Consider the following 12,808-nt stretch of genomic DNA (forward strand, 5'->3'; position numbering starts at 1 on the left):
CTCCTATCCCTGTTACTTCCTAATTCCTTTTTAGTGGGGGAGTGTGAACAGTTACAATATCAAAATAAACTAACCGATTTTCCCCTTTATAACTACCAAAGTTTTCTAGATGTAAATCACCACAAATCCAAGTTAGAGGTGCTGAATTTAGGAGTGAATCTGGAGGAAGGTCTTCATAAAATAAATGACAAGTTCCCCGAAAAAAGGAAAATGGATCAGTAGCAAGTTTTTTATATTTTAATTGTAATAATTCAGGGTTGCGTCCGTTGTTGAATTTTTCAATTCTAGCTTTAATGTTGTTTGACATAGATTTATATTGTCTGAATCAGGATTTACAGGATTTGAGGATGTACAGGATGTGGTTTGGTATTTTTTGTCTGAATCAGGATATCCAGGATTTAAGGATGTACAGGATGTGGTTTGGTGTTTATATTTTTGGATTTCTTGATTTGATAATTTTAGAATAAAGTTTTTATTTTTAATTATCTTCATCCTGACGAATTATACTAATGAATTTATAGTTAATTATCAATTTTAATATAAATTAACTTTTTATAAAATGCTGAGTTTGACAATTAATAATCCTGTAAATCCTTAAATCCTGGACATCCTGATTCAGACAATTAAGTAAATCACATCCACACAAACAAAGTCTATCAGTGTGGACTAATTGATTTACGATGTAGCTTCCTTTAGCTTACCTTGTATCTCATTAAGGAGTGATTCTGGTTCTTTGATCTCTGGTTCATCTGGACAAAACTCTAGGGTAAATTTGACTCTAAACTTTCCAGACTCCCAATTTTTCCCAGGTTTTAAAACTTTACAATCAACACCTTGCTCTATCCAATCTTTTTTATTTTTCGTAGATGGTAAAGTACGACTATTTATCTTATCTAACTTCTCATTTAATTGCTTTAAGCCATCATTATCTAAAATCACTTTTGATATTGCTTGATTCAATTGACTGACTTTTAATATATGTCCATCAAAATCAATCACAATATCACCATCTTCCCAATCAAACACTTCAAACTTATCTTCCATTTCTTTCTTCCTCTGTGTCTCTGTGGTTCGTTAAAAAAACAAAATTAGGTGAACACAGAAAAACCCCGTATTCACCCAAAATATTATACCTCTTCTTCCCCAATTATCGGCAGCAAATGTTCATATAACTGCATCGCTTGTAAACAGCCATTAATTCCCGCAACTGCTGTATTATACTCCTCAATTTTCCCCCCAACCTGACTCAATAAACGTTGATTATTAGCGATCTTTTCCTCCGCTTCCTGTTGTAAAGTCTTCTCTAAATAAACTCGCGCCTGAGTGTATTGTTGTAATATCTCATCCGCTTGTTTTCCCCCCATTGGTAACAACTGAGTTTTGATAGTTTGGTTAATAGTTTGACGGAAAGACTTACGAATCGTATCAGAAACTTTTGGTTCAAAATCTAACTTTAATAATTGTCTAATTGCAGGTTCAGCTTCAACTATACTTTCTGCACCATAGGAATGGGAAGTTTGTTCTAATACTTGTCGAAATTGATAGATAGAAAATGTCCCTTCATTGTAAAATCTGGGACTTTCTCTGACAAATCTGTCACATTCCACTCTCGCAGCACTAATTAAAGATTGGGAAACCCGTTCTTCTATCACCTTTACCTGTACTTCTATTCCCCCATCATTGCCTAACAAGCGATACAATTGACGGTAATATTCTGCTTTTCTAATCTTCTCCATTATCTGTTGGAATAAATTAGCAACGACTTGTTGACAAGACTCTACAAAAATGTCTTCCAACTCATTTGCTAAATAATAAAAAGCCTCTACTAAAACAGCCAATAAAGGTGCAGTTGCATTGCGGGGATGACTCAAAGTAGCGCGACGGTAAGCATCAGCTACGGAAAAAGTATCTAATAGTTCATCAAGACGGCGAATCATTCGTGATTGTAATTGTCGGAAATCCGTCTCAAAATCTTCACAGTTATTATTAATGATTTTATTAACTTCATCATTAATATGCTGATTAAATTCTCTCCCAACTTGCTGAAGTTGCTGATTTAATCTTTGCAACTCATATTCCTTCATACTCTCGATTTCTCGCGGTTGACTATCTAAATCAATTTGCACACTTTGATAGTGCTTCTTGAGTTTGATACAAATGTCTTCCAAATCATCAGCAAGATTTTTGAATAATTGGGGACGTTTCTCTTCTGTGAGATAGCGAGTAATTGATGTGCGAAATTCTTCAATTCCACTATCTTGAATTAGTTGGTTAATTAATGGTGTTCCCTGTTCGCTTAAAATTCTCACATAGTTGTGATTAGAAGTTTCATAATTATGGAGAGAAATTCTAAATTGACTGGGAGAAAGTTTACCTGAAGCAACGCAGTAGCGATTAAATTCATTTACAAATTGTGGTGTTTCTTCTTTCCCATCTAAACCTTTAACACTTTCTGCAAAAATCGAATCTAAACCAAATCTATCTAATCGCGTTGTTTGTTTAATTTGACTTCCGTAAAATCCTAACAAACCACTAGTTTTATAAACTCTAGTAGTATCTCGAAATTGACTGTTAATTAAGTCTTCTAATCTTTGTCTAAGTTGGTTATAGTACCAAGTTTCATCAATGCGGTTAAAGATATAAAAAACCCTATCTCTTATCCCTGCATTTTCTCGCATTGTTTCCAACAGTTCTGTTTCTTCTTTTATCATATCTCCTGCTGACGCAGTTTTGAGAACACAAACTACTGCTGACGTATCTGGATGTTGAATTTTTGCATAAGCTAATTGTGCATCTTTTTTTACTGGTGCATCAATTCCTGGTGTGTCTATAATGACGTTACCATCTTCTAAAAGCGGATGATAACAATAATATTCAATTCGTTTCAAAACTGCGCTATTACTACCTCTTCGCGCATATCCTGCGGCTTCTTTGAGGTTAGTAAAATTAAATTGTTCCATTGAATATGTTGCATTATTAAAGCTATTAATTCTTTCTTTGTTTGCAACATATCCTTCTAACAATAAAATTAATGCTTTTGCTTGTTTTGCACGTTCTGATTTATTTTCTCCTCCTTCTTGTTGAATAATTGCTGTACAACCTTGATGCAATAAATCAACTACATCTTGTTTATGGATATTCTCTACGGTATTAAATCCCAATTGCTGACATAAAAATACCGCTTGTTCTTGAATTTCTGCTTCACTCAAAAAGGTTAAAACAACTCTTTCTGAATCTACAGGTGCATATTCAATTTTACATTCTGTACCAGTCGCGTGTCCTTCTGCACTATATAATAATTCCCTCTCTAATAGGGCATTAATCAACATGGATTTACCCGCGCTAAAAGCACCAGCAAACACAATTTCAAACTTAGGAGAAATCGCTTTATCCAAAGAAACTTGCACAGATGTAATATCTTGCGATCGCAAAGCTGCTTCTTGCTGTAGAAGTTGAAGAATAGATTCAACTTGTGCTTGCAATTGCTGGCACTGGGGCATTAAACTGGACATAAAAAGTAGTAATCAAGGTGCATAAGTATTGTAATACTACTTACCGCCATTTAGCTACATTATCCCCAATGCACCACGAGTCACACCTAATTGGTTTTGTAGCTTCAATTCTCTCCACAGTTGCGAACCGATGATTTCTCCTTGGAGTAATTTCTGATAGCTATGTATGGTTTTTTCCACTTGTTCCGGTGTTTCGCTGACAAATTCAATCCGTAAGTGCTGTAAACCCAATGAAATCAGCCGTTCTACGTATTCTGCTCCGGTTTGTGCTGTGGCGTTATATACTGTATTTCTGCATCCTGCGTCTGCTTTAAGAATGTGTTCACTACCTACTCTGTCTCTGATTGTAACCGCTTGTGTATCACAAGGTCTACCACAATTGGTGTAATCTGTTCCTTCAGATAGAAAAGCGCAGAATACACAATGTTCCATGTGAAACATTGGTATATGTTGATGAATTGTGACTTCAAAATTTTGTGCTGGGTAATTGGTAATTAGATCTTCGAGTTGATTAATATTTAAGTCGTAAGATGCTGTTAATCGTTCTAAATTAAAGCGTTGTTGAAAATAATCTGCGGTTAAAGGGTTAGCAATATTTAAGGAAAAGTCACCAACACATCTTTCATTTGCAAAATATTCTAATTGGTCATAATTTCTAATTAAATAACCATCAGCTTGGGAAGCAAGAACTTGTTTTAAAATCCAGGTTTCTCCCGGTTTGGTTATCCGGGGTGGTGCGACAAAGATACTCGGTACTGGGGACTGGGGACTGGGGACTAGGTTTATCGAAGAATCTTTCCACTCTCTGAATATTTTTACTGCTTCTTTATAATTGCGAGGATCTTCAAATTCACAATATATAGTTTTGATATCTGCTGTTAATACTGCTTGTAATTGTTCAATATTTCTGACTAAAACAATCAGAGAAGCAGAAGCGGGAATTTGTGTAGATTTAGCACTAATTAGATCTTGCCATTTTCCCTGATGATTTAATTCCCAAAGTTTGGGTCTACTTCTTAATTCCTCTAATTTGCTAACTATTTCCCGACGCATTCGGTTTAACTCACTCACGGGTAACATAATATTCCCATTGAGATTATTTATAAAAGTATCTAAATGAAAAGGTGTATTCCCTAACCGTCCAAATTGTTCTTTTAATCTTTCTGTAGATAGGGGTTTTGTATGTGCTTCAGCTATTAATATTTCTGATTCTACTTGAACTATATTCCAAGATTGATCACGGGATATAGCTATTAGTTTTTCGCCAATTTCTCCATGCACTTCGATGTTAATCGGTCTGGTAAATTGGGGATATTCTCCAGTATAACTTTGACGGATTTGTTTATCAAGTTCTGGATCATTTGTCTTCCAAACCTTATCACCTATATGAATATTATGGAAATTTAAATCATTTCTGCCAAAAGTTAAAATGACATCCTGACCATTGGGAATAACTGCATATATTCTTCCCCCTTCTTCCTTGGTTTCTGGATGTCCGCAATCAAAAACAATTCCATCTCCTGGTTTAACAGGTGCTTCTAACTTTACTGTTATTTCGGCATTTCTAATTCGGGTAACTTCTCCCAAATAAACACCCCGTTTTTTACCAAATCTTCCATGTACCAATTCTTGATTATTAATTCCCTCAAACCAACCTGTATATAATCCGCGAGAAAATGCCATTTCTAACTTATATTGGTCTTTCTCTCTACTAGAAAACGTCTCTATATTTGTTTCCAATAATTGATTTAAAGCTTGACGATAAACGCGAGTCACATTAGCAACATATTCCGGTGCTTTCAACCGTCCTTCAATTTTCAAAGAAGTCACTCCAGATTTAACTAACTCTGGTAAAACTTCTAAACCTGCTAAATCTTGAGGACTTAATAAATATTTTCTATTACCTAAATTAACAACTTCTCCATCGGCAATTAAATCATAAGGCATTCTACAAGCTTGAGCGCATTCTCCCCGATTTGCGGAACGTCCTCCTAATGCTTCGCTGGTTAAACATTGTCCAGAATATGCGACGCACAAAGCACCATGAACAAAAACTTCTAAAGGTAAGGAAGTATTTTTTTGAGATATTTGTTGTTGAATTTTATTAATTTCTTTAATGGAACATTCCCGCGCTAAAACTACCAATTGACAACCCAAAGATTTAGCAAATTCTACCCCCGCAGCACTGGTAATAGTCATTTGGGTGGAAGCGTGAATAGGAAAGTCGGGAGAAAGATGACGAATCAGCCGACAAATACCCACATCTTGCACGATAACAGCATCAACACCGGCAGAAATGATAGTTTTGAGGTATTGCTGTGCTTCCGTTAGTTCCTGGGGGAAAATCAAGGTATTCAGAGTGATATAACCTTTGACTCCCCGCAGGTGCAAAAATTCCATTAATTCGGGTAAATCTGCTTCTGTGAAATTTTCAGCCCGTATTCTCGCGTTAAACTTTTCTAAACCAAAGTAAATCGCATCCGCACCATTTTCTACTGCGGCTTGAGCGCATTCCCAGTTACCCGCAGGTGCTAGGAGTTCGGGGATTTTCAGGGTAGGGGTGGAGATGCTTGTCATTTTGGTTAAGTCAAGGTTATGTCAGCTTATAGATTGTACCTAAATTGAGGGGAAGTTGCCTATAAGCTAGAAGTTAGACCCACACGGAAAGTAAAACCAGGACTATATATCCGATTCACTCGTTCATATTGTTCACCCAAAAGATTTTCTAAGTAAAAAGTTAATCCCAAATTTTTATTTACAGGAATCCGTCCACTCAAATCTAAATTAAAGAAAGACGGTGCAAAATCTGTACTCCTTTCTCCCGGTATGTTTCTACTAAAAACAGAACGACGAGAACCACTATTATAAGTAGCATATAAATTACCTTGCCATCCATTCTTTTGATAACCAATTCCAGTTTGTAGCAAAGAATAGGGAATTAAACCTAATTGTAACCCCTTTTCTGTGCCTGTTTTGATTTGAGCATCTGTATAAGTATAGTTGATAAAAGTTGACCATTCACTGGCAATTTTTAATTGCAATGCTGCTTCTAAACCATTGGTATCTACTAAACCAATATTTTCCCATCTGCCATTAATTACCCCCAAACGATTATCTAAACTATTACCAAAATAAGTAAATTGTCCTAACAAATTTGCAGACAATCTCACATCTATTCCCGCCGTCCAAGTAGAACCTGTTTCTGGTTTTAAATCGGGGTTAGAATTCCAATTATGCACCGTATCAAAAACATATAATTGATCTAATCCTGGATTGCGTTGCGCCCCTGCCCAACTTCCACGCACTGCAATAGCTGGATTAACTGCATAACGTAACCCAGCACTAGGATTAAAATAACTCCCAAATTGACTATCAAAATTTTGTCTTACCCCTAAATCTGCTTGCACAGCATCGCTAAGTTGCCAAGTATTGACAGCAAATAAAGCTGTATTAAATGTACTTCTATCTTCCCTTTCATTTTTAGCAATTAGGGCAGGATTCGTACTCAAAACATCGCCAATTAAATCGGTATTTTTTAAATCTAATCCCCAGCGTAATTGATTATTAGGAGTAATTTTCCAATCATGTTCTATCCTAGTTTTGAATTGCTGTGTATCTAAAACTCCTGTGCGGTAAAATGTCGCTCCCGTTGGTCCATAAGTGCTAAAATAATCTCGGTTGTAACCCAATGTAGTTGTTAAATTGGAATTTTCTTCCTTACCAAGTCGAGTTTTCCAAGATAAGCCAATATTCAAACCATCATGATCTAATCGGTCTCTTTGTAAAGGAAAACCGAAATAAATCAACCCCCGACGACTACTCAGGGTAGTTACATCTAAATTCAAGGAGTTTTTAGGATCTAAATCTACACCTATGCTACCAAAATAAGTGCTAGTAGCTGTATCTGCATTAAATAAGTATCCTTGAGCATCACGATTTGCAGCACCAACAGGAACGCGATAACGATTATCTATAAAGAACCTTTCAAAGCTAAAGTTGTATTTGACTTTATTCGTTGACCCACTATAAGTTACCTGTTGATTATTTAAGTTTAATGAGCCAAATTCAGCACTAGCATTTAGTTTTGGTTTGCCATAACCTTCTTTGGTAATGATATTGACAACTCCGCCAAAGGCTGAAGAACCATATAAAGAAGCAGCCGTACCGCTATATAATTCGACTCGTTCAATAGCCTCTATCGGAATACTATTTAAATCAGTTGCACCATGATATGTACTGATATTACTATTAATTGGTCTACCATTAATCAGGAATACAGATTGATTAATTGAAGCTCCTCGATAGTATGTACCTGTGTGAATATCTGCGCCATGTCCCACATCATTAATAGCAAAACCGGGCATTCTTTTTAAAACATCAGCAACACTCGTTGCACCCTGTTTTTGAATTTCTTCTTTTTCAATTACATAAGTGGGAGTAGATTCAGGGAGAACATCTTTTTCCCCAATGGTGTCTATGGAAATATCTGCATCGTCTGTAGGAGTTAAATCTGTTTCTGGGGCGGGTTCTGGCTTAACTTCGGTTACTGTTGGTTGTTGGGTTAATAATTGAGCATTTGTGGCGGTTAATTCAATTTCACTTAAATTAGGAATATCTAAATTGACTGCATTTTGATTATTTTCATTATCAGCAGCTACAGCAGGAAATGTCACCAGTAAACTTAGTAAATAAACTGGTAGGAAAAAATTCTTAGTCATATTTTTGGACTCACACCCGGTAATAAAAATCACTAATTTCCATTTTCCCTATAAATAGAAATTGTGTCAAAAGACAAGCTGTCATACTTATATTTATAAAGACTCAGATTTAAAAGGATGAAGTACAAATTTATCTGCGTTTATCTGCGTCCATCTTCTTCCATCTGCGGTTAATTATTTCTTCTTGTACTTCAAAATATAGTGGTTATCGCTAGAATTCAATAAAATAGAGGGCGCAGGCCTTGCGCCCCTACAGACTAAATTTCAGCTACTGCTCGTTCAATTAAACGTCGTGCTAAAGTCTGAGTTCCTGTGTGTTCATAGTAATTTGTAGACACATCTATAAATGCTGCTAGATAATCTAGCTTGTCATCAGCAATTTGTGTGAAAGATTGCAAATTACCAATTACTTTTTGTGGGGTTAAATTATTACTTGTCACCAACCCACTCATCCAACCGCTAACTGATTGAAAACTTTCCCCAATAAAGTTGAGTTTACCAGCATCACTATTGCCAGGAATAGTATTTTTGATGCTTTGGAAAGTCTGGTTTTGGTTTAAATCCTGGGGATTCATTTGACTAATCCCAGATAAGGCTTTGTGAATAAAGTCGGGACCTAGAGGTATTAAACCATCAACACAAACTAATGCCACCATGCGGATAAGTGACTCACCACCATACTCACCTAAAGAACTGACAAAATCGCCGATACTATCTCCAGGAATGCCATTAATTTGACAAAAGGCGACTACTTCAGCTACTAATTTCAGAGTTAAATCAATGGTTTGAGCTTTGTCTGGTTTGGGAGTCAGAGAGTTTAAAAAACCGAGCATGGGAATGTTTTCCCCAATTTTATTAGCTAAAGCTGCTGCACCCAAAGCCTTATCTGCACCATCAACGGTTTGATAAAGCCACAGGGCGGTTTGATATCCTTGGGATTTATCGTTAAATAAATAAATTGCTCTTTCACCAATTTGTTGAATTAAATCTTCGTCAGTTTCCCCGGTAACAGTTTTAATGGTATTCACAAAACCAACTGTATTTTGCCATTCACCAGGAGCAACAAAATCTAAAGCGTTCAACATGGAAACAGTCAAGTTACTGGTTGGTAGTTCGTCAACTAGCTGCTGAATTGGTTTACTCACAAAATTCTCCTTATGTATGTTTTGTATTAACTTCGGTTGTTAGTTAGGGAAGCGATTAAACTATTTCAACTTTGCTAAACCATCAAGATTAAATTTTTCTATCCAGGCTGCGCGATCGCTCGCAGTAAATGATGGACTCTTAGAAATCACCTTCACCTGGTACTTATTCACTAGCACAGAAGTTTGAGTATTACCAACTTTTACTGCGGGATAACCACCTATTTTTTCGGTGCTATTGGCAAATTTAGCCGCTGCTCCTGGTATGCTGCTAGTATCAGAAATAGCAAGTTGGCCAACTACTTTACCATCCTTTTTCAAGTTTGCCTCAGAAAAGCCCTTTTTCTCCTGGGTGTAGACACGATCATAGCCATCTCCACTACTGGGGAAGAATTTATTTAATTTACTACCCTGAGTTGCATTTTTAACTACCGCCTGTCCACTTCTTTGCTTTGTACTTTCTTGTTGTACTTGATCAAAACGACTGGGTGCTTTTGTCGCGCAAGCTGTAGTCAGTAGTACAATTGATAGCAGTACAGCAGCTAAAACTCTCCGCCCACGATTTATCACCATTTTTGGCTTCTCCTTGATACTTGAGCTTGTGAGGCAATTATCAACTATTTTGTCACTTACAAACTAGAAAATTTACTTTTAAATAATGATTGGAGGTAGTGATCATCACAAAGTATTTGCATATTTTTGTAGTACTATACTACACAAGACGTTGAGCTATCACCGCATAAAAAGGATCTCCACCTCCTACTCCCAACCACTGCAAAAAACTTGGTGCTATTGAGGTCGAACAAATCACTTCCGGGGTTGTGAATCCAGGAATTGAGGTAAAATATCCCTTGACCAATTCTACTCTAAAAGCTTCCGAACCATCCCGCCAGGCTTGAATTGCCTTTTGAAAAAACATCCGGTTAGAAAAACTAATAATTGCTATCCCACCGGGTTTCAGAATCCGATGTATTTCCGAAAAGATAGCCTCTGGGTATTGAATATATTGCACAGAAACACAGTTAATAACAGCATCAAAGTCTTGATCTGGAAAAGGTAACTGGAGATTTGTATTGATATTTTGGACAAAATAATGATTTAATCGAGTATTTCGGGCTAGTTCTTCAGGATTTAGTCCGTGTCCTTCTACATGAGCAAAATCTATCTCTGTAGGTAGATGCGACACCCAACTACTCATTAAATCAAGAACACGCATATTTGCTTGAAGTCGCTGACGATATAAATCAGTTAATTGTTGAATAAAACCATCATCTACATGAGTAACAAAGCGAGGGTAATCATAGAATAACTGATCATCCGATTCATCTAACTTAATCCGTTGATTTGGTTGTAGTAGCATAAATGTCTTTTTTACCTGATCTAAAAATTTTGGCTAGTATTTTAATTGGTAAGTTATCAAAAATAACTTCACTTATTTTACATGAAAAAATACTATATTTCACAATTCATAAATGTTTTTTAAATCACCGCTAATTACCAATATTATCCAATTAATTCAGCTATTTTGGCAATTACCATATTGCAAATTATTGATTTGGCTACTCCCTTTATTGTTATTTACTTCTGGGGAAACCAGTCTCATGGCTCATGATGAAACACTTTATGCCTTAAGAGCCAGACAAATGTTGGAAACAGGTGATTGGATATCACCTTGGGGTCATCCTCATCATAAAACCCCTGGATTTTATTGGTTAATTGCTATTTTTTATCAGATATTTGGTGTTAGTGATACAACCGCGAGAATACCGACAATGATTGCGGGAATTTTGAGCATATTTGTTATTTATAAAGTGGGAGAAATTCTTTTATCTGACAAATTAGCATTCTTGGGAATTATTATTCTAAATGTAGAATTTTTGTGGATACAATATTGTCGGTTATCGACACCAGATTTACCAACTATATTATTAATATTTATAGGAATTTTCTTGCTATTAAAATCTGACATAAATCCTCAAAAACGATATTTATATGGTTTTATCACCGGGCTAAGTTTTGGTCTAGGTTTCTTGATGAGAAGTTTGATGATTTTTCTACCAATGATGGCATTATTACCTTATTTAATCATAGATCATCGTCGTCATCGTCATTTAACTAACCCCATGCTGTATTTAGGGTTTTTAGTAGGTTTAATTCCCACCTTAATTTGGCTTTATTTTAGCTGGTTACGTTATGGTAGCGATAGTATTGGAGCTTTATTGGGATTTGTCATAGAACTAGGTAGTCATGAACAACATAAAAATGGCATTTTATTTTATGTATGGAATCTAGCTTTAAAATCTTTTCCTTGGTTATTTTTTAGTTTATTAGGCATAACATTAGTAATTCGGCGTTCAATTTCTAAATATCCATTAATATTAATTGGTTTTCCCGTTATCTTATTTACTGAATTGAGTATATTTTCCACTCGTCTATCTCATTATAGTCTTTGCATTTATCCATTTATCGCTTTTTTAGCTGCGGTAGGTTTAGATTGGTTAGGAAAAATTTACCAAAAAGGATTTGATGATCAACTTTCATCTCATCAGATAATTTATTTACCGAGAAATATTAGTTATGCTTGGGGAATATTAGGGATAATTTTAGTTTTAGCCGGAATAAGTATTGTAGTTTGGGGTGAGGTAAATATTCACAAATATGCAATTCTGATGATATGTTCTGGTTTTGGTAGCTTAATTGTGCCGTTAATCTGGATAGGTAAGTTTCATTATCATCTTAAGTTTCTAACTTCTCATTATTGGCTATGTAGCTTATTGATTAGCTGTTGGTTATCTGTAGCTACAGCAGGTAATTTAGGTTTGTTAGGTGATTTCAACCCAGATTTTAGAGTATTTTCCCAACAACAAGCAATTAATAAAGTTTTGCATAATCATCCGATTAACTTTGTCAAAGGAACAGGATTTAATGATAAAGAATCTTTGTTAATTTACTTTTATACACCCCAGTATGGTAAGAGTGTAGATTCACTTTCTCAGTTACCGATTTTTAGTTATGCTTGGATTTATCAACAAGGTTCTGTTAAAGTACCAAATTATCGAGTTATTGGTAGTTTTAAAAATTATCAATTAATTCAAGTTTTATCTGCAAATAATTATGATAAGTAAAAATATAGGATAAATATGATTAAATCTGGACTAAGTAAGTGAACGGAAAAAAACAGAAATATGTAACGAAAAGTAAAGTTGCCCAAAACCTCTTTTCCCTTTTTCCCCATTCCCTTGCCATAACAACAATTTTTAACGTCAACCTACTTAAGTAGGTCAACAGGAAAATTTAAAGGTATGTAACGGTATGTAAAGTTGTCTCAATGCAATATTCTGATTGAGTTTCAGCCTAGTGTGTTAATTTTGACAGGAAAACCAGGGATTTCCTTCATGCAGAAAGTATGATAGAAAAAAGGATACCTGAAAGCTCA

Annotated in this window: 9 protein-coding genes; 1 reads left to right on the forward strand and 8 read right to left on the reverse strand. The window is 35.5% G+C overall.

Features of this window, described 5'->3' with window-relative positions:
* Nucleotides 1-19: 19 nt before the first annotated feature.
* The 8 genes from FJR05_RS20545 to FJR05_RS20580 form a co-directional block, all read right to left on the reverse strand.
* The gene (locus FJR05_RS20545; protein ID WP_168645834.1) at nucleotides 20-307 is read right to left on the reverse strand and encodes a DUF2252 family protein; all 288 of its coding nucleotides are present in this window, start codon (nucleotides 305-307) and stop codon (nucleotides 20-22) included.
* A 368-nt stretch (nucleotides 308-675) separates the two neighbouring features.
* On the reverse strand, nucleotides 676-1,044 hold the full coding sequence (locus tag FJR05_RS20550; RefSeq protein ID WP_168645835.1) for a KGK domain-containing protein: 369 nt from the start codon (nucleotides 1,042-1,044) through the stop codon (nucleotides 676-678).
* An 83-nt stretch (nucleotides 1,045-1,127) separates the two neighbouring features.
* Entirely contained in the window at nucleotides 1,128-3,512 is a 2,385-nt protein-coding gene (locus FJR05_RS20555) for a dynamin-like GTPase family protein (RefSeq protein ID WP_168645836.1), read from the reverse strand.
* A 54-nt stretch (nucleotides 3,513-3,566) separates the two neighbouring features.
* On the reverse strand, nucleotides 3,567-6,089 hold the full coding sequence (locus FJR05_RS20560) for a U32 family peptidase (RefSeq protein WP_168645837.1): 2,523 nt from the start codon (nucleotides 6,087-6,089) through the stop codon (nucleotides 3,567-3,569).
* A 59-nt stretch (nucleotides 6,090-6,148) separates the two neighbouring features.
* Nucleotides 6,149-8,230, reverse strand: coding sequence for a TonB-dependent siderophore receptor (locus FJR05_RS20565; RefSeq protein WP_168645838.1), 2,082 nt, complete (start codon nucleotides 8,228-8,230; stop codon nucleotides 6,149-6,151).
* A gap of 257 nt (nucleotides 8,231-8,487) precedes the next feature.
* The gene (locus FJR05_RS20570) at nucleotides 8,488-9,375 is read right to left on the reverse strand and encodes a hypothetical protein (RefSeq protein WP_168645839.1); all 888 of its coding nucleotides are present in this window, start codon (nucleotides 9,373-9,375) and stop codon (nucleotides 8,488-8,490) included.
* Nucleotides 9,376-9,435: 60 nt separating this feature from the next.
* Entirely contained in the window at nucleotides 9,436-9,945 is a 510-nt protein-coding gene (locus FJR05_RS20575; protein ID WP_168645840.1) for a hypothetical protein, read from the reverse strand.
* Nucleotides 9,946-10,084: 139 nt separating this feature from the next.
* A complete protein-coding gene (locus FJR05_RS20580; protein WP_168645841.1) occupies nucleotides 10,085-10,732 on the reverse strand; it encodes a class I SAM-dependent methyltransferase in 648 nt (215 codons plus the stop codon).
* 112 nt (nucleotides 10,733-10,844) lie between these two features.
* Between FJR05_RS20580 and FJR05_RS20585 the strand changes: the two genes are divergently transcribed.
* A complete protein-coding gene (locus tag FJR05_RS20585; protein ID WP_168645842.1) occupies nucleotides 10,845-12,497 on the forward strand; it encodes a glycosyltransferase family 39 protein in 1,653 nt (550 codons plus the stop codon).
* Nucleotides 12,498-12,808 lie beyond the last annotated feature (311 nt).

Origin of the sequence: Dolichospermum sp. UHCC 0259, assembly GCF_009711935.1 — a bacterium.
GTDB lineage: Bacteria > Cyanobacteriota > Cyanobacteriia > Cyanobacteriales > Nostocaceae > Dolichospermum.

What these genes read in the sequence shown, in the direction of transcription:
- FJR05_RS20545 (WP_168645834.1), bottom strand. Translation starts at nt 307, where the DNA reads ATGTCAAACAACATTAAAGCTAGAATTGAAAAATTCAACAACGGACGC.
- FJR05_RS20555 (WP_168645836.1), bottom strand. Translation starts at nt 3,512, where the DNA reads ATGTCCAGTTTAATGCCCCAGTGCCAGCAATTGCAAGCACAAGTTGAA.
- FJR05_RS20550 (WP_168645835.1), bottom strand. Translation starts at nt 1,044, where the DNA reads ATGGAAGATAAGTTTGAAGTGTTTGATTGGGAAGATGGTGATATTGTG.
- FJR05_RS20560 (WP_168645837.1), bottom strand. Translation starts at nt 6,089, where the DNA reads ATGACAAGCATCTCCACCCCTACCCTGAAAATCCCCGAACTCCTAGCA.
- FJR05_RS20575 (WP_168645840.1), bottom strand. Translation starts at nt 9,945, where the DNA reads ATGGTGATAAATCGTGGGCGGAGAGTTTTAGCTGCTGTACTGCTATCA.
- FJR05_RS20565 (WP_168645838.1), bottom strand. Translation starts at nt 8,230, where the DNA reads ATGACTAAGAATTTTTTCCTACCAGTTTATTTACTAAGTTTACTGGTG.
- FJR05_RS20580 (WP_168645841.1), bottom strand. Translation starts at nt 10,732, where the DNA reads ATGCTACTACAACCAAATCAACGGATTAAGTTAGATGAATCGGATGAT.
- FJR05_RS20585 (WP_168645842.1), top strand. Translation starts at nt 10,845, where the DNA reads ATGTTTTTTAAATCACCGCTAATTACCAATATTATCCAATTAATTCAG.